The organism is Stenotrophomonas cyclobalanopsidis (genome assembly GCF_008710035.1).
Taxonomy (GTDB): domain Bacteria; phylum Pseudomonadota; class Gammaproteobacteria; order Xanthomonadales; family Xanthomonadaceae; genus Stenotrophomonas; species Stenotrophomonas cyclobalanopsidis.
This window is the reverse complement of record NZ_VYKI01000015.1, coordinates 32,839-54,572: the sequence shown is the minus strand read 5'-3', so window position 1 is coordinate 54,572 and position 21,734 is coordinate 32,839. Positions and strand designations below refer to the sequence as shown.

General features: G+C 67.4%; 20 protein-coding genes and 1 pseudogene. 7 read left to right on the top strand and 14 right to left on the bottom strand.

Annotated elements, in window-relative coordinates; all coding sequences use genetic code 11:
* Positions 1–48: 48 nt before the first annotated feature.
* The 12 genes from FJU31_RS12605 to asnS all read right to left on the bottom strand — a co-directional run bounded on the left by FJU31_RS12605 (position 49) and on the right by asnS (position 10,827).
* A complete protein-coding gene (locus FJU31_RS12605; RefSeq protein WP_150455052.1) occupies positions 49–600 on the bottom strand; it encodes a DUF2939 domain-containing protein in 552 nt (183 codons plus the stop codon).
* A 42-nt stretch (positions 601–642) separates the two neighbouring features.
* On the bottom strand, positions 643–1,635 hold the full coding sequence (locus FJU31_RS12600; RefSeq protein WP_150455051.1) for an aldo/keto reductase: 993 nt from the start codon (positions 1,633–1,635) through the stop codon (positions 643–645).
* A complete protein-coding gene (locus tag FJU31_RS12595; protein WP_150455050.1) occupies positions 1,635–2,321 on the bottom strand; it encodes a DUF2461 domain-containing protein in 687 nt (228 codons plus the stop codon). Before FJU31_RS12595 ends, FJU31_RS12600 begins: the two co-directional genes overlap by 1 nt.
* Positions 2,318–3,757 carry an exodeoxyribonuclease I gene (gene sbcB, locus FJU31_RS12590; RefSeq protein ID WP_150455049.1) on the bottom strand — a complete coding sequence of 480 codons (1,440 nt, stop codon included), beginning with the start codon at positions 3,755–3,757 and terminating at the stop codon, positions 2,318–2,320. Before sbcB ends, FJU31_RS12595 begins: the two co-directional genes overlap by 4 nt.
* Positions 3,757–5,124, bottom strand: coding sequence for an FAD-dependent oxidoreductase (locus tag FJU31_RS12585; RefSeq protein ID WP_150455048.1), 1,368 nt, complete (start codon positions 5,122–5,124; stop codon positions 3,757–3,759). Before FJU31_RS12585 ends, sbcB begins: the two co-directional genes overlap by 1 nt.
* A gap of 31 nt (positions 5,125–5,155) precedes the next feature.
* Positions 5,156–6,430 carry a kynureninase gene (gene kynU, locus FJU31_RS12580; protein ID WP_150455047.1) on the bottom strand — a complete coding sequence of 425 codons (1,275 nt, stop codon included), beginning with the start codon at positions 6,428–6,430 and terminating at the stop codon, positions 5,156–5,158.
* Between the two features lie 423 nt (positions 6,431–6,853).
* Entirely contained in the window at positions 6,854–7,375 is a 522-nt protein-coding gene (locus FJU31_RS12575) for a 3-hydroxyanthranilate 3,4-dioxygenase (protein ID WP_108758446.1), read from the bottom strand.
* Positions 7,376–7,394: 19 nt separating this feature from the next.
* Positions 7,395–8,057, bottom strand: coding sequence for a carbonate dehydratase (gene can / locus FJU31_RS12570; protein WP_150455046.1), 663 nt, complete (start codon positions 8,055–8,057; stop codon positions 7,395–7,397).
* Positions 8,058–8,128: 71 nt separating this feature from the next.
* Positions 8,129–8,767, bottom strand: a complete 639-nt coding sequence (locus FJU31_RS12565) for an FMN-binding negative transcriptional regulator (protein WP_150455045.1) — start codon at positions 8,765–8,767, stop codon at positions 8,129–8,131.
* A 9-nt stretch (positions 8,768–8,776) separates the two neighbouring features.
* Positions 8,777–9,091 carry a hypothetical protein gene (locus FJU31_RS12560; protein WP_108769257.1) on the bottom strand — a complete coding sequence of 105 codons (315 nt, stop codon included), beginning with the start codon at positions 9,089–9,091 and terminating at the stop codon, positions 8,777–8,779.
* Between the two features lie 7 nt (positions 9,092–9,098).
* Positions 9,099–9,398, bottom strand: a complete 300-nt coding sequence (locus tag FJU31_RS12555; protein WP_108769256.1) for a hypothetical protein — start codon at positions 9,396–9,398, stop codon at positions 9,099–9,101.
* A gap of 34 nt (positions 9,399–9,432) precedes the next feature.
* On the bottom strand, positions 9,433–10,827 hold the full coding sequence (asnS, locus tag FJU31_RS12550) for an asparagine--tRNA ligase (RefSeq protein ID WP_150455044.1): 1,395 nt from the start codon (positions 10,825–10,827) through the stop codon (positions 9,433–9,435).
* 129 nt (positions 10,828–10,956) lie between these two features.
* On the opposite strand from asnS, the gene FJU31_RS12545 reads away from it, so the two are divergent.
* The 6 genes from FJU31_RS12545 to zipA all read left to right on the top strand — a co-directional run bounded on the left by FJU31_RS12545 (position 10,957) and on the right by zipA (position 17,265).
* A complete protein-coding gene (locus FJU31_RS12545) occupies positions 10,957–11,295 on the top strand; it encodes a HesB/IscA family protein (protein ID WP_150455043.1) in 339 nt (112 codons plus the stop codon).
* A gap of 198 nt (positions 11,296–11,493) precedes the next feature.
* Entirely contained in the window at positions 11,494–11,931 is a 438-nt protein-coding gene (rpsF, locus tag FJU31_RS12540; protein WP_049445625.1) for a 30S ribosomal protein S6, read from the top strand.
* A gap of 11 nt (positions 11,932–11,942) precedes the next feature.
* The gene (rpsR, locus tag FJU31_RS12535; protein ID WP_002804494.1) at positions 11,943–12,173 is read left to right on the top strand and encodes a 30S ribosomal protein S18; all 231 of its coding nucleotides are present in this window, start codon (positions 11,943–11,945) and stop codon (positions 12,171–12,173) included.
* A gap of 105 nt (positions 12,174–12,278) precedes the next feature.
* Positions 12,279–12,731, top strand: a complete 453-nt coding sequence (rplI, locus tag FJU31_RS12530) for a 50S ribosomal protein L9 (protein WP_079222386.1) — start codon at positions 12,279–12,281, stop codon at positions 12,729–12,731.
* A 246-nt stretch (positions 12,732–12,977) separates the two neighbouring features.
* The gene (smc, locus tag FJU31_RS12525; RefSeq protein WP_150455042.1) at positions 12,978–16,481 is read left to right on the top strand and encodes a chromosome segregation protein SMC; all 3,504 of its coding nucleotides are present in this window, start codon (positions 12,978–12,980) and stop codon (positions 16,479–16,481) included.
* 46 nt (positions 16,482–16,527) lie between these two features.
* Complete coding sequence (zipA, locus tag FJU31_RS12520) at positions 16,528–17,265, top strand: cell division protein ZipA (RefSeq protein WP_150455041.1); 738 nt, start codon at positions 16,528–16,530, stop codon at positions 17,263–17,265.
* 88 nt (positions 17,266–17,353) lie between these two features.
* On the opposite strand, the pseudogene FJU31_RS19650 reads toward zipA, so the two are convergent.
* Together FJU31_RS19650 and FJU31_RS12510 are read right to left on the bottom strand one after the other, a co-directional pair.
* Positions 17,354–17,789, bottom strand: a pseudogene (locus FJU31_RS19650) (REP-associated tyrosine transposase).
* A 101-nt stretch (positions 17,790–17,890) separates the two neighbouring features.
* Positions 17,891–19,006 carry a pyridoxal phosphate-dependent aminotransferase gene (locus FJU31_RS12510; RefSeq protein WP_150455040.1) on the bottom strand — a complete coding sequence of 372 codons (1,116 nt, stop codon included), beginning with the start codon at positions 19,004–19,006 and terminating at the stop codon, positions 17,891–17,893.
* Between the two features lie 238 nt (positions 19,007–19,244).
* On the opposite strand from FJU31_RS12510, the gene ligA reads away from it, so the two are divergent.
* A complete protein-coding gene (ligA, locus tag FJU31_RS12505; RefSeq protein ID WP_150455039.1) occupies positions 19,245–21,710 on the top strand; it encodes an NAD-dependent DNA ligase LigA in 2,466 nt (821 codons plus the stop codon).
* Positions 21,711–21,734: the final 24 nt, after the last annotated feature.

Below are 21,734 nucleotides of genomic sequence, written 5' to 3'. Positions count from 1 at the left end.
GAGGCGGCGGTAGCGCCGGGCCATGCCCGGCGAGCGCAGCGGCATGGGTTACGGGCTGCCCGACATCCCCAGCTGCAGGTCCACCACCTTCCAGCGCAGGCCCTGCGGTTCCAGCACCACCCTCATCGGCGGCTCGCCGGGGCCGCGCTCGACGTCCACCACGAAACGGTCCAGCGCTTCGAAATGATGCCCGGCGTTCTTCAACGGCCGTGCCGGTTCAGTCGCGCCGAACGCATCGCCGCCCTGCAGTTCATTTCGGCCACGCTTCCACAGTACGTGGCCCTGCAGCATCGCGCCGATGCCGGTCGGCGTGACCATGGTGTCCACCGCCGCGCTGCCCAGCTGGTCACCCAGCCCGTACAGCAGCGCGCCAAACGGGCTGGCCGCCACGTCCGGCCCGGCCTGCCGCACCAGATAGTCGTTGAGCTGGGCGCGCAGGCTGCTGCGCACGCGTGGGAAGTCGACGTAGCGATCGAGCTTGGCGGTATCGCGCTGTTCGATCGCCTTGGACAGGCCGTGCACGGTCAGATACGGGCCGCCGAACCACCAGGCCGCGACGGCCAGGACGAGGGCAAGCAGGATGCCGATGAGCTTCTTCATGGCACCCAGACTGCCGCAACTGCGGGCGCCGCGGGTTAAGCGTCAGTGACTGGGCGAGCCGCTGCCATCGCCGAAGGCCGCCACCAGCCGCTGCCGCTCGGCGCCCTGCAGCGCCTGCACGTGGGTCCGCAGCACCTGATCCAGGCTGGACACGCGGGTGGTGCCAAGGATGCCGCTGGCCACGCCGGGGTGCTGCAGCACATAGGCAAAGGCGGTCTGGGCCGGGTGCTGGCTGTGTACCGAGGCCACCGCGCGGCGCATCGCGCGGGCGCTGTGCATCAGGGCACGGCTGCTCGGCTTCAGCCAGGTGCGCGCGAGATACCAGGCGTCGGCCAGCCGTGGCAGGCGCGGACGGGCGGGCAGCAGGTGGCCCTGTGCGAGCACGGTCCCGGCCAGCACGCCGATGCCCGCCGCCTGCAGCTGGTCGATCAGCGGCTCGCGGTCCTGCTGCAGGGCGTTGTAGTCCAGCAGCACCACGTCGAAGGCCTCGGGGTGCTCGATCATCCAGCGCAGCGTGCTGGCCGAATGGGTATTGATGCCCGTGTGGCGGATCAGCCCGCGCTCGCGCAGGCGCTGCAGCGCGGCCAGCAGCTCATCGTTGATGTCGTGCTCGCTGGCGCCATGCAGCTGGTAGATGTCCAGGTAATCCAGCCCGAGGTTGCGCAGCGATGCCTCGCAGCTGGCGGTGATCGCCGCCGCGGAGAAATCACGCTGTTCGGCACCGCTGATGCCGGCCTGGCCGGTCAGCGTGCCGCCCTTGCTGGACACCACCAGGGACTCACGCGGAAAGCGCGCCAGCAGCGGGCGCAGGATGCGGCCCAGGCGCGGCTCGGCATGGAAGCCGGAATAGTTGTGGCCGGTGTCGAGCAGGTTCACGCCCTGTGCCAGGGCATGCTCGACCACGGCGGCCGCAGCACCTTCTGCGAAGCGGCGGTGGCCCCAGAAGCCGGAACAACCCAGGCCGATCGGCGACACCTGCAGGCCGGTGCGGCCGAGCACGCGCCGCTGCCGGGCCAGGGGCAGTGCCTGCACCATCAGAATTCCAGGTCCAGGGCGGCGCAGAGGTAATCGACGAACGGGCCCAGTGCGGCAAGATCCTTGCCCAGGGTGGACAGCAGCCGGGGGCCTGTCATGGTGTTGTCGTCCAGCGAGCGCCACATCACCCAGTTGCGGTGCTTGAGGTCGTCGATGAACTCGAAGTCGGCGGGGAAGCCGCGCGGCGGCCGCACCAGTTTCTCGGTCTGCTCGAAATCAAAGCGCTTGCGCAGGGCCGGCGCGTGCGCGGCCGCCTTCCAGCTGCCCGGGTTGTCGAGGATGAAGTGGCGGATGCGCCGTTGCGTGTCCGGCTCCGGATGCCACAGGCCGGCGCCAACGAAACTCTCGCCCGGCTGCAGATGGATGTAGAACGAGGGCGCAGCCACTTCGCGGCGGCGCTCATGGAACAGGCGCGCACCCTGCCAGGTCTTGTACGGCGACTTGTCGTGGGAAAAACGCGCATCGCGGTGGATGCGGAACAGCGAGCCGCCGACGCCGCGCGTGTCTGAACGGAAATGGTCGCTGACTTCGGTCAGCGCCGGCTGCAGGTCGCCCAGCAGGCGCAGGAACGGCTGCCGTACATGGTCTTCGTACTGCTGGCGATGGTCATTGAACCAGGTCTTGTCGTTATGCCGCGCCAGGCTGCGCAGGAACTTGAAACTGGCGTCGGAGAAATACGTGCTCACAGCGTCTCCTGCAGGTGATGGCCCCAGTCGCGCAGCGACTGCAGCAGGCCCGTCCGGCGCGCGTCATCGGGCGCTTCGGCGGCCAGCGCCTCGATCTGCTGCTGGTATTGGGGCAGGTTCAGTTCGCCCAGGCCGCTCTCGCCGAGCAGGCGCTGGCGGCGGTAATCCTGCCAGCGCTCGCGTTCAGCCGGTGCGAGGCTGTCGGGATGGTTGCGTGCGCGGTAGCGGAACAGCAGCTCGGGCAGGCGCGCGTCGCGGAAGCGGCCCTCCAGCGCGGCCAGCTGCTGCGGCGCACTGGTGCGGACCAGGGCAAGCAGCGGCTTGTCGCCGGCGCCGAGGAAACCGTCATACAGCGAGGCATCCACGTCGGACACCGTGGCCGGCCGCGGCTGGTTGAAGACCTGCCGGGCCTTCTCGGCCAGCTGCGCGGCAACCTCGCGCAGGCGCTCGGCCTTGGCCTCGATCGCCGCCACGTCCAGGCCCAGGCGGGCGTGGTCGTCGGCGCGCAGGTGGTTCCAGGCCACCAGCGCCGGCACCTTGTTCAGATGCACTTCCTTCAGCGGCACGCGTGCCACACCCTCGGGCAGTTCGCTGGCGCGCATGTACAGGCGCTGCGCGATCACGTCGGCCGGCAGCTCCAGCAGGTCGTCGATCTCGCCTTCCAGATCGAACACGATCACCCGATTGTTGATGGTCGGGTGGATGGCCAGCGGCAGCACCGGCGCCGCGCACAGGCGGCTGGCCGGGTAGCGCATGGAAATGTGCAGCACCGGCTTCATCGCTGCCACGTCCAACAGGCTGCCGACGAAGCGCTTGTCGCGCAGCTTCAGCGCGTACTCCCACAGCCGCGGCTGCGACTGCTTGAACAGCCGCGCCATGCCGATGGTGGCGCGCACGTCCGACAGCGCTTCGTGGGCATCGCCTTCGCGCACGCCGTTGGCCTCGGCCAGGTGCTCCAGCTTGAACGAGGTGGCGCCATCCTCGCGCAGCGGCCACTGGATGCCGTCCGGGCGCAGGGCGCGCATCATCCGCAGCATGTCCAGCAGGTCCCAGCGCGAGTTGCCGTTGCGCCACTCGCGCTCGTAGGGATCGTGGAAGTTGCGGAACAGTCCGTAGCGGATGAACTCGTCGTCGAAGCGCAGGGTGTTGTAGCCCAGCGCGCAGGTGCCGGGCCGCGACAGCTGTTCGTTGATGCGGTCGAAGGCGTCGGCTTCGCTGATGCCTTCGGCCATGGCCTGCTGCGGGGTGATGCCGGTCACCAGGGTCGCCATCGGCGAAGGCACCAGGTCATCGGCCGGGCGCACGAAGAAACTGACCGGGGTGTCGATCACGTTGAGATCGGCATCGGTGCGCATTGCCGCGAACTGGGCGATGCGGGTGCGGCGCGGGTCCTGGCCGAAGGTTTCGAGGTCGTAGAACAGGAAGCTGTCGGCCATCAGTGTGCGCCCTCCAGGACCGGCAGCTGCGCGTGGATCTGCGCTTCCAGCGTGGCCCAGTCGATGTTGTCCAGTGAATCATGGCCGGCGGTGGCCGCCACCAGCAGGTCGCGCTGGATGTCCGTGCGGCGCAACGCTTCGGCATACGGCGTGTGCAGGAACGTGACCATGGTGTAGTGCGGCACGAAGCGCGTCGGCCAGCGCCGCTGCAGTTCCTGTTCCAGCTTGCGCTGCAGCAGGAAGGACGGGTCGGCCACGCGGTCGCGCATTTCCAGGTAGTTCTCCAGCGCCATCTGCTGGATCGCGCGCGCGTTCGGCTTGCGCTCGGCCTCGAAGGCGGCGAAGGCGCCTTCCAGGTCGTCGGCCTCCTGCAGGTGGCGGGCCAGTGCCACGCAGTCCTCGAAGGCGCAGTTCATGCCCTGGCCGTGGAAGGGCACCATCGCGTGCGCGGCATCGCCGATCAGCACGGCGCGGCCGGCCTGGTGCCAGCGCTCCAGGGTGAGGGTGCCGAGCAGGCCGGGCGGATGCTGTTCCCAGTCCGCGCGCAGGTCCGGGATCAGCGGCAATGTGTCGGCGAACTCGCGGGCGAACAGTGCCTCGGCCTGCGCACCGGTGTTGACCGTGGCAAAACTCGGATCGCCCTTGTTCGGCAGGAACAACGTGACGGTGAAGGTGCCTTCGTAGTTGGGCAGGGCGATGCACATGTAGTGGCCGCGTGGCCAGATGTGCAGCGCATTGCGCTCGATGCGGAAGCTGCCATCGGCCGCAGGCGGGATTTCCAGTTCCTTGTAGGAATGGTCGAGGAAGGCGATGTCCTCGCCCAGCGGCGCACGCCGGTTCATCGCACCGCGTAGTGCCGAGCCGGCACCGTCGGCGCCGATCAACGTGTCGAAACGGATATCGTGCGGGCTGTCGTCGCGGTCATCGATGAAGCGCGCGTAGCCGGCATCGAAATCGACGGTGTGCAGGCGGCGGTGGAAGTGCACGGTGGCGCCAGCCTGTTCGGCCAGTTCCAGCAGCGTGGTGTTCAGGCCGCTGCGGTGGATCGACCAGATCACTTCGCTGTCGTCGCGCCCGTAGCGCTGCAGCTGCGGTTCGCCCTCGCGCGGGTGCACCATGCGCCCGCGCATCATCACCGCGCGGGCCATCACCTCGTCTTCGACGCCGGCCTGGCGCAGCGCATTGCGGCCGCGTTCGGCCAGTGCCAGGTTGATCGAGCGGCCGCTTTCGTAGTCGGCCACGCGCGGGTCGCCGCGGCGTTCGTACAGAGTGATCCGCCAGCCCTGGCGGGACAGCAGGATGGCCAGCAGGGAGCCGGCCAGGCCGGCACCGATGATGCTCAACGAGCGGGATGCGTGTGCGATCAACGAACTGTCCAGAAGCAGGGGAGGGGGCGGCTTACAGGCCGGCCCAGGCTTCCACTTCCTCGACGAAGTGATGCACGTCCAGGTAGCGGTTGTAGAGCGGGGTGGGCGAGATGCGGATTACGTCCGGTTCGCGCCAGTCACCGAGCACGCCGATGGCGCGCAGGTGTTCGAACAGGGCGCGGCCACGTTCGCGGCCGGCGAGCACGCGCAAGGAGAGCTGGCAGCCGCGGCGTTCCGGTTCGGACGGAGTGACGATGTCCAGCACCTGCGGCAGGCGCGCGCGTACCAGTGCATCGAGCAGGCCGGTCAGGGCCAGCGACTTGCGGCGCAGCGCTTCCATCCCGGCACGCTCGAACAGGTCCAGCGATGCGCGCAGCGGGGCCAGGCCAAGGATCGGCGGGTTGCTCAGCTGCCAGCCTTCGGCACCGATGGCCGGGGTGAACTGCGGCGCCATCTGGAAGCGGGTCGCTTCATCGTGGCCCCACCAGCCGGCAAAACGCGGCAGGGTGGTGTCGCGGTGGTGGCGTTCGTGCACGAAGGCACCGGCCACGGCACCCGGGCCGCTGTTGAGGTACTTGTAGTGGCACCACACCGCGAAATCCGGCGCGACATCGTGCAGGTGCAGCGGCAGGTTGCCGACCGAATGGGCCAGGTCGAAGCCGATGCGGGCGCCGTGCAGGCGCGCGAGGCGGGTGATCGCATCGAGGTCGAAGGCCTGGCCGGTGCGGTACTGCACGCCCGGCCACAGCACCAGCGCCAGGCGGGCGCCGTGCTCGCCGATGGCGCGTTCGATGGCGGCCATCGAGATCGTGCCGTTGGCTTGGTCCGGCTGCACTTCCACCAGGCAGTCCGCCGGGTCGAAACCGTGGAAGCGGATCTGCGCTTCCACCGCATGGCGGTCGGTCGGGAACGCGCCAGCTTCCATCAGGATGACCGGGCGCTCGGTGGTGGGGCGGTAGAAGCTGACCATCATCAGGTGCAGGTTCACGCTCAGCGTGTTCATCGCCACCACTTCGCTGGGCAGCGCACCGACCACGCGGGCCAGCTGTGCGCTGACCAGGCGGTGGTAGGACAGCCACTGGGTGGGGCCGGTGAAGTGGCCTTCCACGGCCAGCTCGCCCCACTGCTTCATCACTTCCTGCACGGCGGCCTGCGCGCCACGCGGCTGCAGGCCCAGCGAGTTGCCGACGAAGTAGGTCTGTTCACCGCCGCCATGGCGCGGAATCAGGAATTCGTTACGCAGCGGCCGCAGCGGATCGGCGGCGTCCAGGGCGATGGCGTGGGTGCGGCTGAGCAGGTCGGACATGGTCGGGCAACAGGCTGCAACGGGGCTGCCAGTGTAGCGCCTGGGGCCTGCGTGATGCCGCGCGGCGCGCTCGCCGGGCATGGCCCGGCGCTACCTGGGAATCACGCGCACCGGTAGCGCCGGGCCATGCCCGGCGAATGCATCAGGCGTCGCGATGTTGGTAGCGCCGGGCCATGCCCGGCGAATGCATCAGGCATCACGATGCCGGTAGCGCCGGGCCATGCCCGGCGAATGCATCAGGCGTCGCGATGTTGGTAGCGCCGGGCCATGCCCGGCGAATGCATCAGGCATCACGATGCCGGTAGCGCCGGGCGATGCCCGGCGACTGCATCAGGCATCACGATGCCGGTAGCGCCGGGCCATGCCCGGCGAATGCATCAGGCGTCGCGATGCCGGTAGCGCCGGGCCATGCCCGGCGACGGTTCAGCCCGCCGCCGGAGCCGGCAACGGATCCACGTGACCGCACTCGCTGCAGGTGCGCAGTTCCAGGCTGGCCTGGTAGCGCGCGAACACCTTGGGCAGGTCGGTCTCGATGTTCTGCAGCGGGAAATACTCTTCGTGCAACTTGTGGTTGCAGCGTTCGCAATGCCAGATCACGCCATCCTTCTCGTGCGGCAGGCGCTTGCGCTCGACCACCAGGCCGATGCCACCGGGCGGGCGCCGCGGCGAATGCGGCACCTTCGCCGGCAGCAGGAAGATCTCGCCAGCCCGGATCGGGATGTCACGCACCGCGCCGTCTTCCTGCACCTTCAGCACCATCTCGCCTTCAAGCTGGTAGAACCACTCCGGACCTTCGTCGTAGTGGTAGTCGGTGCGCGAGTTCGGCCCGCCCACCACCATCACGATGAAGTCGCCGTTGTCGATCATCTTGTTGCCCACCGGCGGCTTCAGCAGGTGGCGGTGTTCTTCGATCCAGGCGTGCAGGTTGATCGGCGAGGCGAGCATGGTCGGTTTCCCCGGAAGGTCAGTCGCGCTTGCCTTGGCGCGGCACGTAGGACAGGGCCTTTTCGTAGGCCGGCTGCAGTTCCTCCTGCGAACCCACGTCGATGCCCATCTCACGCACGCGGCCGTCCTTCAGGCTGTACACCCAGCCATGCACCATCAGCTTCTGGCCGCGGGCCCAGGCGTCCTGCACGATGGTCGAGCGGCACAGGTTGGCGACCTGCTCGATCACATTCAGTTCGCACAGGCGGGCGTGCTTGAGCTCGTCGGTCTCGATCGCATCGATGATCGCGGTGTGCTTCTGCATCACATCGCCCACATGGCGCAGCCAGTTGTCTGCGAGGCCGACGCGGGTGTTGTGCAGGCAGGCGTGCACGCCGCCGCAGCCGTAGTGGCCGACGATCAGGATGTGCTTCACCTTCAGCTGGTCCACCGCGTACTGCACCACGCTCAGGCAGTTCAGATCGGTGTGGGCCACGACATTGGCCACGTTGCGGTGCACGAACACTTCACCCGGCGCCATGCCGATGATCTGGTTGGCCGGCACGCGCGAATCGGAACAGCCGATCCACAGGTATTCCGGGTGCTGCTGCTTGGACAGCTGCTGGAAGAATTCAGGGTCTTCCTTCTCGATGCGGTCGGCCCAGTCGCGGTTGTTCTGCAGCAGCTTGTGGATGTCTTTCATGTTCGGGTGCCTGGCGTCGGGTGGGCGAGGAGCGTGGCCATCCGGCCGCGCCGTCGCGGGAGACAATGCGCTCAGTCGCTGGCGGCGGTCTGCGCGCGATGCCAGCGCATCCACTGCGCCAGCTCGGTGAAATGCGGGGTGTCGAGCTTTTTCAGCTCGGCGATCACCGCCTGCTGGTTGGCCTCGGGGTGGTTCTGGCTCAGTTTCAGCTTCAGCTGCACATGTTCGGCCTGGAAGCGGAAGCCGATGATGCCGCGCAGCTGGCGACGGTGGTCGTCACGCTGCGGTTCGAACTGCCAGTCCTGGCCGACGCTGGCTTCGAAGTGGTCGCCGATGTCGAAGACCAGCTGGGCCAGTTCGTCGGCGTCGTCGAAGCGCTGCAGCTGGCCGCGCAGTTCGGCGGCGGCGTAGTTCCAGGTCGGCACGCGCGAGGCGGCTTCCTTGTCCGGGTACCAGCTGGCCGACACATAGCCGTGCGGGCCGTCGACCAGTACCTTGGCCGCGCCGTCGTGGCGCGACTGCGGGTTGGCGCGGGCCCAGTGACCGCGCAGTTCAACCTGGCTGCCCTCGCGCCGGTACAGCACCGGCACCCGGGTCAGTTCAGGCAGGCCGTCGGCGCCGGTGGTCAGCACGGTGACGAACGGATCACGCGCCAGCAGGCGATCGAGCCAGAGCAGGTCGGTCTCGGCGAAGTCGCGTGGGGTGAACATGGTTGCGCCTCAGGCGCGCGCGCCCAGCGACTGGATCATGCGTCCGCGCAGTCCTTCATCACTGCCCGCCTGCGGTGGCTGCACTTCGTGCAGGCTGAAGCCACGCACCAGCGCATCTTCCTCGTCCAGGCCGTCGTACTCGACGAACTCGGCGTCGAACAGCTGCGAACGCGCGGTGTCTTCGCTGTCATAGCTCAGCGTGTTGCCGTCGCTGTCGAGCACTTCGGCAGTGCCGGCCGGGCGCACGCGCAGGCGGGCCCAGATCAGGGTGTTGCCGAGGCTGGCCAGCCACCAGCTGTCACGTGCGTCGTTGTTGTCGTTCATGTGTGTGTTACCAGAGCGAGACCAGCCAGAGCAGGGCGGCCATGCCCAGTCCGGCCAGCAGGGTCAGCAGCGATACCCAGGCCGGCGTCGCCAGCCCGGACAGCGAACGGTCCGGCTGCTGGCGGTAATCGCGGCGCAGCAGCCAGGCCAGGGCATCGGGCTTGAGGAAGGCGCCATTGCCGAAGCGCGCAGCGAGCGCCGGATGGCGGTCGCGCACGTGCACCAGGGTCAATGGCCAGAAGATCACGAAGGCACTGAACCCGGCCACTGCGACGCCGACGAAACAGAGGGCGAAGAACAGGGTCATGGGGGCAGTACCTCCGTGGTCGTTGGGGGTGGGCTTAGAAGTCCGCGCTGCCCGGGGCGCGCGGGTAGGGGATCGCATCGCGGATGTTGGACAGGCCGCAGACGTAGACCACCAGGCGCTCGAAGCCCAGGCCGAAGCCGGCGTGCGGCACCGAACCGTAGCGGCGGAAATCGCGGTACCAGCTGTAATGCTCGCGATCCAGGCCGAACTGGGCCATGCGCGCATCCAGCACGTCCAGGCGCTCTTCGCGCTGGCTGCCACCGATGATCTCGCCGATGCCCGGAGCCAGCACGTCCATCGCGGCCACGGTCCTGCCGTCATCGTTCAGGCGCATGTAGAAGGCCTTGATGTGCTCGGGGTAGTTGGTCACCACCACCGGGCGGCCGACGTGTTCCTCGGTCAGCCAGCGCTCGTGCTCGGTCTGCAGGTCCAGGCCCCATTCGACCGGGAAGTCGAACTTCCTGCCCGACTTCTGCAGCAGGCTGACCGCATCGGTGTAGTCGATGCGCTCGAACGGTGCGTTGATGAAGTCTTCCAGCTTGGTGATCGCGTTCTTGTCCACGCGCTCGGCGATGAAGGCCAGGTCGTCGCCGCGCTCGTTCAGCACGGCACGGAACAGGTACTTCAGGAACTCTTCGGCCAGGCGTGCGTCTTCGGCCAGGTCGGCGAAGGCGATTTCCGGCTCGATCATCCAGAACTCCGCCAGGTGGCGGGTGGTATGGCTGTTTTCGGCGCGGAAGGTCGGGCCGAAGGTGTAGACCTTGCTCAGCGCCAGGCAGTAGGCCTCGACGTTCAGCTGGCCGGACACGGTCAGGAAGGTTTCCTTGCCGAAGAAATCGCGGCTGAAATCGATCGCGCCCTTCTCGTCGCGCGGCAGGTTCACCATGTCCAGGGTGGACACGCGGAACATCTGGCCGGCGCCTTCGGCGTCGGAGGTGGTGATGATCGGGGTGCTGATCCAGTTGAAGCCGTTCTCGTGGAAGAAACGGTGCACGGCCTGGGCCAGGCAGTTGCGGATGCGGGTGACTGCGCCGAACAGGTTGGTGCGCGGGCGCAGGTGCGCCACTTCACGCAAAAACTCCGGCGACATCGGCTTGGGCTGGATCGGGTAGGTGAGCGGGTCTTCGACCCAGCCGACCACTTCCAGCGCGCTGGCTTGGATCTCGAACGACTGGCCCTTGCCCTGCGACTTCACCAGGGTCCCGGTGGCGATGACCGAGCAGCCGCTGGTCAGGCGCTTGATCTCGTCGAAATTGGCCAGGGTGTCGTTGGCCACGACCTGGATCGGCGCGAAGCAGGAACCGTCGCTCACATTGACGAAGGCCAGATTCGCTGAACCGCGCACCGTGCGCACCCATCCGCGTACCGTGACTTCGCCGCCTTCCGGGATCTTCCCGGCAAGCGCATGTTCAACGCTGACCACCGTCATGACTTGAATCCTCTGCTGATCGACTCGATCTGTGAACACGGGAGTTTACCGGTTGCAGCGTTCTGCTTGCGAGGCATTTTTCGCGACCCTGGCTCCTTATAATGTCCCCGTACCCCTGGAGTGAGCCTCATGGCCATCAGCCTGACCCCCATCGCCTTCGAGCGCGTGCAGCGCTTTGTCGCCCAGACCCCCGGCGCCCTGGGCCTGCGCTTCGGCGTGACCAAGACCGGCTGCTCCGGTTGGGGCCACGTGACCGACCTGGCCCGTGACGAGCGCGAGGGTGACACCGTGTTCGACCAGGAGGGCGTGAAGATCTACGTCGACGCCAAGAGCCTGGCCCTGGTGGACGGCACCGTGATCGACTTCGGCAAGCACGGCCTGAGCGAGACCTTCACGTTCAGCAACCCGAACGCCACTGCTGAATGTGGCTGCGGCGAGAGCTTCACCACCGACGCCGACAAGGCCTGAGCCTGGTCCACGCGTCCGCCGGGCATGGCCCGGCGCTACCGGGTTCAGGTTCGCCCGCCGCGGCCCGGTTGCCCGGCACCCCCATCTGCGCCATAATGCGCGGCTTCCTGCCTTCCTGGCGGGAACCCTTGCCCCACCGCGGTATCCACGGCGGGGGGCTGTCCGGCCGCAAGGCCACATCCGAAAGGTAGAAAAAACATGAGTCGTCATTACGAAATCGTGTTCATGGTCCACCCGGACCAGAGCGAGCAGGTCCCGGCCATGATCGAGCGCTACAAGTCGCTGGTCGAGAACGGCAACGGCACCATCCACCGTCTGGAAGACTGGGGCCGCCGCCAGCTGGCGTACCCGATCCAGAACCTGGTGAAGGCGCACTACGTGCTGCTGAACATCGAAGCCGACCAGGCCGTTCTGAACGAACTGACCGAAAGCTTCCGCTTCAACGACGCCGTGCTGCGCAACCTGGTCATCAAGCGTGACGAGGCTGACACCGAGCAGTCGCTGATCATGAAGAGCAAGGACGAGAAGGGTGACAAGCCGGAGCGCGGTGAGCGCCGTCGTCGTGACGACGAAGAAGGCGAGTCCACCACCACCGCTGACAACGAAGCCGGCGACGACGCCGCTTCTGCCGCCTAAGGAGCCTTCCCATGTCCAAGTTCTTCCGTCGTCGCAAGTTCTGCAAGTTCACCGCTGAAGGTGTCAAGGAGATCGATTACAAGGATCTCAACACCCTGCGCCAGTACCTGACCGAGAACGGCAAGATCGTGCCGAGCCGCGTCACCGGTACCAAGTCGAAGTACCAGCGCCAGCTGGCGACCGCCGTCAAGCGCGCTCGCTTCCTGGCCCTGATCCCGTACACCGACAACCACGACGTCTGATGCCCGGCGGGGCGGCCCGGTGCCGCCCCCGCTGTGCCAGCTATTCGGACAGCCTTTGTTGCGGGGCATCGCCTCGCTAACGAATAACTTATCTGGAGCAATACCATGCAGCTGATCCTCCTGCAGAAAGTCACCAACCTCGGCAACCTGGGCGACCTGGTCGACGTGAAGCCGGGCTACGGCCGTAACTTCCTCGTGCCGCAGGGCAAGGCCGTTCCGGCCACCGAGAGCAACAAGGCCGAGTTCGAAGCCAAGCGCGCCGAATACGAAGCCAAGGCCCAGGCCATCCACGCCGACGCTGACGCCCGCAAGGCCAAGCTGGAAGGCGCGAGCGTGACCATCGCCGCCAATGCTTCGACCGAAGGCAAGCTGTACGGCTCGGTCGGCGCCCGCGAAATCGCTGATGCCTTCACCGCTGCCGGCTTCGAGCTGAACAAGAGCGAAGTCATCCTGGGCGAAGGCGCCTTCCGCAACATCGGTGAGTACGACGTCCTGGTGCACCTGCACGCCGACGTCGAAACCACCGTCAAGGTTGTGGTTGAAGCCGAAAAGGCCTGATCCCAAGCCGAAAGGCCTGGTGTCACCAGAACGGGCGCCCGCAAGGGTGCCCGTTTTGTTTTTGCGGGCCCCTGACCGCGCGGCCGGGCCCGGGGAATGTTCCACGCCCCCGTAGAACATGGCTCGTAGAACCGGCCCACATCGGTATACTCAGGGCGTCACACCCGTTCCACGGCCAGCGATCCCAGCAGGATCAATGACTTGGAGGGTAAGCAGGCCGCTCGCCGGCCCCAGTCCGGAACCTCTATGCGTCTTTCCACGATCAAGCTGTCCGGCTTCAAGTCGTTCGTCGATCCGACCACCCTGCACCTGCCGACCAACATGACCGGCGTGGTGGGGCCCAATGGCTGCGGCAAGTCGAACATCATCGACGCCGTGCGCTGGGTCATGGGCGAAAGCTCGGCCAGCCGCCTGCGCGGCGATTCGCTGACCGACGTGATCTTCTCCGGTTCCAACGCCCGCAAGCCGGTGTCGCAGGCCACCGTCGAGCTGATCTTCGATAATTCGGACCACACGATTTCCGGCGAGTACGCCTCGTTCAACGAAATCTCCGTCAAACGCACCGTCAGCCGCGACGGCAGCAGCAACTACTATCTCAACGGCACCAAGTGCCGCCGCCGCGATATCACCGATCTGTTCCTGGGCACCGGCCTGGGGCCGCGCAGTTACTCGATCATCGAGCAGGGCATGATCAGCCAGATCATCGAGGCGCGCCCGGAAGACCTGCGCGTGTACCTGGAAGAGGCCGCCGGCATCTCCAAGTACAAGGAGCGCCGCAAGGAAACCGAAACCCGCATCCGCCATACCCGCGAGAACCTCGACCGGCTGGGCGACCTGCGCGACGAGATCAGCAAGCAGCTTGAACACCTCAAGCGCCAGGCACGGCAGGCCGAACAGTACCAGGCGCTGCAGGAAGAGCGCAGGGTCAAGGATGCCGAGTGGAAGGCCCTGGAATTCCGAGGCCTGGATGGGCGCCTGTCCAAGCTGCGCGAAGGCCTGTCGCAGGAAGAAACCAAGCTGCAGCAGCTGATCGCCGACCAGCGTGAAGCCGAAGCGCGCATCGAGACCTCGCGCGTGCGCCGCGAAGAGGCCGCCGATGCGCTCAATGCCGCGCAGGCTGCCGTCTACCAGGTGGGCAGCACGCTGGCCCGCGTCGAGCAGCAGATCCAGCATCAGCGTGAACTGTCGCAGCGCCTGCACAAGGCGCGCGACGAGACGCGGCAGGCACTGTCCGAGCTCGGCCAGCACATCAGCGGCGACGAAGCCAAGCTGAGGGTGCTGCGCCAAGCGGTCGACGATGCCACTCCGCAGCTGGAAGCGCTGCAGGAAGAGAACGAAATCAAGCAGGAAAGCCTGCGCGAGGCCGAGGACCGTCTGGCCAGCTGGCAGCAGCGCTGGGAACAGCACACCTCGCAGAGCTCGGAAGCCTCGCGCGCCGGCGATGTCGAGCGCACCCGCGTGGACTACCTGGACAAGCAGATCCTCGATGCCGATCGCCGCCGCGAGGCGCTGGCCGGCGAGCGCGCCGGGCTGGACGTGGACGCACTGGAAGAAGCCTTCGAGCAGCTGTTCCTGCAGCATGAAACGCAGAAGACCGCGCTGGACGAACTCGGCGACGACGTCGAGCGCCGCAAGCAGGGCGTGGCCGCCGTGCAGGAGCAGCAGCGCACCGGTCAGAACGAACTGGCCGAGCTGCGCAAGCAGGCCAATGGCCTGCGCGGCCGCCTGGCATCGCTGGAAACCCTGCAGCAGGCCGCACTCGGCCAGGAGCAGGGCGCTGCCGCGGCGTGGCTGAAAGCCCATGGCCTGGATTCGGCGGCGCGCGTGGGCGAACGCCTGGACGTCGACGCGGGCTGGGAAAACGCAGTGGAAAGCGCGCTCGGTCAGTTGATCGAAGGCGTGCTGGTGGATGATCCGGCACGCCTGGTCGATGCACTTGGTGAATTGGGCGATGGCCGCATCGCGCTGGTGGCCGACGATGCAGGCGATCTGAAGGTGGCGCCGACCTCACTGGCCGCACGCGTGCGCGGTCCGGTGGCGATCCGCCGCCTGCTGACCCACCTGCACGGTGCCCGCGACCTGGCCGAAGCGAAGACGCTGCAGGGCAGCCTGCCGGACGGCGATTCGATCATCACCCAGGGCGGCGAGCGCCTCGGCCAGGGCTGGCTGCGCGTGTCGCGCTCCGGTGCGGCCGAGCAGGGCGCGCTGCTGCGCGAACGCGAGATCAACGAACTGCGCGAGCAGATCGAGCAGCTGCAGGACCGCGAGGCCGCGCTGGAAGAACAGCTCGCTGGTTTCCGTGACCAGCTGCTGGCAGCGGAGCAGCAGCGCGAAGACGCGCAGCGCTCGCTGTACCAGGCCCACCGCGCGGTGTCCGAGCTGGCAGGCCAGCTGCAGGGCCAGCAGGGCAAGGTGGAAGCGGCGCGCACGCGTATCGATCGCATCGAAGGCGAGCTGTCGCAGCTGCTGGAAACGCTGGACGTCAACCGCGAACAGGCGCGCGAGGCACGCTCGCGGCTGGAGAACGCGGTCAGCAGCATGGGCGACCTGGAGTCGACGCGGCAGGGACTGGAAGGCGAGCGCCGCCAGTTGACCGAGGCGCGAGACCTGGCCCGTGAAGCAGCGCGCGCCGTGCGCGAGCGTTCGCACGCATTGGCCCTTACCCTGGAGTCGCAGCGCGCCCAGGTGGCTTCGCTGAGCCAGGCGCTGGAGCGTATGAGCACCCAGCGCGGGCAGCTGGATTCGCGCCTGGGCGAGCTGCATTCGCAGCTGGACGAGGGCGATTCGCCGGTCGAGTCGCTGCAGGCCGAGCACCAGAACGCATTGGAAGAGCGCGTTCGCGCCGACCGCGTGCTGACCGAAGCGCGCACGCTGCTCGATGGCATCGACGCCGAGCTGCGCAACTACGAACAGACCCGCCACCAGCGCGACGAACAGGCGCTGGCCCAGCGCGAGCGTATTTCCCAGCGCAAGCTCGACCAGCAGGCCCTGGTGCTCAGCGCCGAGACCCTGCAGGGCGCGGTGGAGAAGGCAGGGTTCGTGCTGCAGGACATGCTCAACGCGCTGCCCGATGATGCGCGCCTGGGCGACTGGGAACAGGCGGTGCACCAGATCGATGGGCGCATGCGCCGGTTGGAGCCGGTCAACCTGGCGGCCATCCACGAGTACGGCGAGGCCTCGCAGCGTTCGGACTACCTGGATGCGCAGCACACCGACCTGACCACCGCGCTGGAGACCCTGGAAGACGCGATCCGCAAGATCGACCGCGAAACCCGCGGTCGCTTCAAGGACACCTTCGACCGTGTCAACGCCGGCGTGCAGGCGCTGTATCCGCGCCTGTTCGGTGGCGGCCATGCCTACCTGGAGTTGACCGGTGAAGACCTGCTCGACACCGGCGTAACTATCATGGCGCGGCCGCCGGGCAAGCGCGTTTCCAGTATCTCGCTCTTGTCCGGTGGCGAAAAGGCGATGACCGCGGTGGCGCTGGTGTTCGCCATCTTCCAGCTCAACCCTGCGCCGTTCTGCCTGCTGGACGAGGTGGACGCACCGCTGGATGAAGCCAATGTCGGCCGTCTGGCCAACATGGTCAAGGAGATGAGCGAGAAAGTGCAGTTCCTGTTCGTCAGCCACAACAAGGCAACGATGGAGGCGGCCCACCAGCTCTCGGGCGTGACCATGCGCGAGCCCGGCGTCAGTCGTCTGGTCAGCGTGGATCTTGAAGAAGCGGCGCGATTGGCTGGCGCTGCGTGACATGCGATTCTTACTACCTGAATGGATTTGCCGGAGAACCTACTGAATGACCGACACGGCACTGTTGCGCATCGGCATCCTGGCCGCCGGCCTGCTGCTGGTGGCTGCGATCTTCCTGTTTGGCCGCCCGAAGAAGAAGCCGCAGGGGCGCCGCGTGGAAAGCGCCGAACCGGGCAGCGGCGAGCGCCGCGAGCCGGTGCTGGGCGATGACGGCGTGGCCCTGGCCGAGAGCCGTGGCGAGCCGGGCCTGGGCGATGAAGGCCAGCAGGCCGAACTCGGCCTGGCCGATACCGATCCGGGCAGCAGCGATCTGGGCAAGCGTGCGACGCAGGACTTCGACAAGATCGTGTCGTTGTTCGTGGCCGCCCGCGCCGGTGAGCAGCTGCGTGGCGAGGACATCGTGGTGGCGGCCGAGAAGACCGGCCTGGTGTTTGGCCACATGAACGTGTTCCACCGCCTGGTGGAAGGCCATCCCGAGCGCGGCCCGATCTTCTCGATGGCCAGCATCATGAAGCCGGGCAGCTTCGACATGGCCAACATCCGCGCCATGGAAACCCCGGCCATTGCCTTCTTCCTGACCCTGCCGGCGCCGCTGACCGCGCTCGATGCCTGGGAAAAGATGCTGCCGACCGTGCAGCGCATGGCCGAGCTGCTCGATGGCGTGGTGCTGGATGACAGCCGCAACGCCCTGGGCCGCCAGCGCATCGCGCATATCCGCGACGAGCTGCGTGCCTATGACCGCCAGCACCAGGCCCCGCCGCTGACCAAGACCCCGCGCTGGTAGGGGTCTTTCTGTAGAGTCGAGCCATGCTCGACTTGTGGATTCCTGGCCTGCCTCAGTCGAGCATGGCTCGACTCTACAAAATCGACCATCAATCGAACCTCCTGCACCACGCAAACGGATGATCGCCGAGCTGAGCCGCCAGTCCAGCGCGGACAGGATTCGCCGCGATATACAGCTCCTGGTTCCTCAAGGATTCATCACCTCGCACGGCGTGATCATGGTAGCCACGCTGCCAGAGTGGCCCACCGATGCCGATCAGTCGGCTGCAGCGCGTTCATCATCTGCACTGCTGCGGCAAGGGTTCCTGGGCGCAGTTGCATCAACCAATGCACGTGATCCGGCATGACCGCCCACGCGAGGGTGAGACATCGGCCCTCCTGCCGGATCCACTGAAGTCCCGCAACGATGACGGCTGCGTAGGCTGGATCCTCAAAGTGGCGATGGCGTTGGTAAGTGACTGTGGTGTTCGCGTACACGTTCTGCAGTTGCGACCAATGGCCTTTCAGGAGACGTGGACTGGGCATGCCTCAGCATTGGCTGGCTGAGGCAGCTTGGGTATCGCTTGAATGCGGTCAGGCGTGTAGGGAAGGCCCCTGTCGAGCATGGCTCGACTCTACGAAGCTCTCTACGCCGGTACGCCGGCGACCTTCGCGAACGCTTGGCGGAACGCCGCCATTTCCTCTTCGGTACCGACGGTCACCCGCACGCGCTGCGGCCAGATCGGCCAGCTGCGGCCGATCACCACGCCGTTGTCGGCCATCGCCCTGGCGAACGCGTTGCCGTCGCGCTGCACATCCACCACGAAGCAGTTTGCTTCGGACGGCACACAGCTGAAGCCGCGCTTGCCCAGCCAGGCGATGGTGGCCTGGCGCACTTTCCCATTCTGCAACCGGCGCTGCGCGATCAACTGCGGGTCCTGCAGGCTGGCCAGCGCTGCCGCCAGCGCCGGCACCGACAGCGGGTTCTCACCCAGGCTGGCCAGTTCGCGCAGGCGGTCGGGGTGGGCTGTCGCCACGCCCAGCCGCAGGCCAGCCATGCCGTACAGCTTGGAGAACGTCCGCAGCACGACCAGGTCATCGCGCTGGGCAACCTGTGCGATCAGGCTGGGCTGATCGCTGTACTGCAGGTAGGCCTCGTCCACCAGTACGCGGGTGGCAGACGGCTTGTTGGCCAGCAGCCAGGCCAGCTCGGCCGACGGGCTGATCGAGCCGGTCGGGTTGTTCGGATTGCAGACATAGATCAGCCCCGTTGCTTGCGAATGCGCGGCCGCCGCCATCGCGCGAAGGTCGTGCGCGCCGTCATTGCGCAGCGGTACTTTCTGCACGTGGGCGCCACGCGCAGCAGCCATGTCACCCAGGGTTTCGAAGGTGGGGTCGGCCACCACCAGCGCGGCCTCCGGGCCGGTCCAAAGTGTGGCGGCGCGGTTCAACGGCTCGCTGGAACTTGGGTAGAGGCGCACATGATCGACCGGGATGCCGGCCTGGGCGACGAAGGCATCGCGCACGTGCCCCGCCAGGGCGAACTGATACCGGCCGCTGCCGGCGATGCTGTCGCGTGCCGCCTGCTGGGCGGCGGGCGAGGGGCCATACGGGCACTCGTTGAAGTTGAGCAGGACCGGACCGGTGGCAGCGGGTGCCGCGACGGGCTGGGCCTGGCCGAGGCGGGGCAGGCCGCTGCCAGCGGCGACGAGGCCGACCCCGGCCAGTTGCAGGAAGTGGCGGCGGGAAGCGGGCAGGGACACGGGCAGGATTCCGGAAGGCAACCGCAGCACGCTAACGCTGGTGGGGGCGGGCGGCAAGCGGGGGGGGTGTAGAGTCGAGCTTGCTCGACTCTACAAGGGCGGCAGTCGAGCAAGCTCGACTCTACAAGGGCGGGTTCGGAGCCCCTTTGGGGATCCGACACCTGGCGGAGCGGGCATGACGAGGCCTGACACCCGGGCGCGGTAGAATTCCCTGCCATCCCAGAAGTATCGGATCCCGATGAGCTCCCGCCCCGCCGAACGCGCCGAAGACCTTCGCCGGCAGATCGCCCAGGCCAACCGCGCCTACCACGAGCTGGACGCGCCGGAGATCCCCGACGTCGACTACGACCGGCTGGTGCGCGAGCTGGAAGCGCTGGAGCAGGAGTACCCGGAACTGGCCCGCGCCGACAGCCCCACCCAGCAGGTGGGTGCGCGTCCGTCCGGCCGCTTCGCCGAGGTGCGCCACGCGGTGCCGATGCTGTCGCTGTCCAATGCCTTCAGCGATGAGGAAGTGGCCGATTTCGTGCGCCGCATCGACGAGCGCCTGGGACGCCGCAGCCTGCAGTTCTCGGCCGAACCGAAGATGGACGGCCTGGCCATCAGCCTGCGCTATGAAGGCGGCCAGTTCGTGCTGGGCGCCACCCGCGGCGATGGCAGCACCGGCGAGGACGTGACCGCCAACCTGCGCGAGATCGGCGACATCCCCAAGCGGCTGCACGGCCAGGACTGGCCGGACGTGCTGGAAGTGCGCGGCGAGGTCTACATGGCGCGTGCCGATTTCGAGGCCTACAACGATCGCGCGCGCCAGCACGGCGGCAAGGTGCTGGCCAACCCGCGCAATGCCGCGGCCGGTTCGCTGCGCCAGCTGGATGCAAAGATCAGCGCGCAGCGCAGGCTGAGCTTCTTCGCCTACGGCACCGGCGAAGTGCAGGGCGGCGAACTGCCTGATACCCATTCGGGCACGCTGGCGCAGCTGGGTGCCTGGGGCTTCCCGGTGAGCGAGCTGTGCAAGGTGGTCGACGGCACCGACGGCCTGCTCGGCTATTACCGTGACATCGGCGAGCGCCGCGACGGGCTGCCGTTCGATATCGATGGCGTGGTCTACAAGCTGGATGACCGCGCCGGCCAGCAGGCGATGGGCTTCGTTTCGCGCGCACCGCGCTGGGCCATCGCGCACAAGTTCCCGGCACAGGAACAGAGCACCACCGTGGAAGCGATCGAGATCCAGATCGGCCGCACCGGTGCCGCAACGCCGGTCGCGCGCCTGGCGCCGGTCGCCGTGGCCGGGGTGATCGTATCCAACGCCACCCTGCATAATGCCGATCAGATCGCGCGCCTGGACGTGCGCGTGGGCGACAGCGTGATCGTGCGCCGCGCCGGCGATGTCATCCCCGAAGTGGTCAGCGTCATCCTCGACCGTCGTCCGCAGGGCACCACCCCGTGGCAGATGCCCACCCGCTGCCCGGTGTGCGGCTCTGAGATCGTGCGCGAGGAAGGTGCCGCCGCGTGGCGCTGCTCGGGCGAACTGTCCTGCCCGGCGCAGCGCAAGGAAGCCATCGCGCACTTCGCTTCGCGCCGCGCGATGGATATCGACGGCCTGGGTGACAAGTACATCGAAACCCTGGTCGACGCCGGCATCGTCAAGCGCGTCGCCGACCTGTACCGGCTCAGCCGCGACCAGCTGCTGCACTTGAAGCTGGTGCTTGATGCCGAAGATCCCTCGGCGCTGGCCAACAACCTGAAGCCGCATCTGCCGGCCGAAGGCAGTGGCGACGTGCTGAAGGCGGTGCTCAAGCTCGACGGCCAGGACCCGGCATGGCGCGCGCAGGCGCTGGTGCAGCCGGTCGCCTTCGAATGGAACAGCAGGAAGATCGCGACCAAGTGGGCGGACAACCTGATCGCTGCGATCGATGCCAGCCGCGAGGCCAGCCTGGAAAGGCTGTTGTTCGCGCTCGGCATCGAGCACGTGGGCGAGAGCACCGCCAAGGCGCTGGCGCTGTGGTTTGGTGATCTGGCGCTGATCCGCCGCCTGCCGTGGCCGCTGTTCAAGCGTGTGCCGGATATCGGTGGCGAAGTGGCGCGCTCGCTGGGCCACTTCTTCGAGCAGCAAGGCAACCAGGACGCCATCGACGCGCTGCTTCAGGTCGGCCAGGTTCGCATCCGCGATGCCCATCCGCCGAGCGCGAAGCTGCGTGAGGGCCTGGACCTGGCCCAGCTGCTGGTGGAGGCCGAGATTCCCGGCATCACCCGTCTGCGCGCGGAGAAGCTGGTGGCGGTGCTGACCAGCGCGCAGGCCGTACTCGACGCCGAGCATGGCCAGTTCGTCAATGCCGGCCTGCCCGATGACACCGCGCGTGGCGTCGCCCAGTGGCTGGAAACCGATGGCCATAGCGCGATGCTGCTGGCGGCGGACACCGAGATGCAGCACATCCTGGCCAAGGCGCCGGCGCTGGCCGAGGTTGTGGCCGGTCCGCTGGATGGGCAGACGGTGGTGCTCACCGGCACGCTGTCCCAGCTCACCCGCGATGCCGCCAAGGACCGCCTGGAGGCGCTGGGCGCCAAGGTGTCCGGCAGTGTCTCCAGGAAGACCAGTTTCCTGGTGGCGGGCAGCGAGGCCGGCTCCAAGCTGGACAAGGCGCAGTCGCTGGGCGTGCCGGTGTGGGATGAAGACCGCCTGCTGGCCTACCTGGCCGAACACGAATGATGAACCCGCCGGGCGCCACGCGCG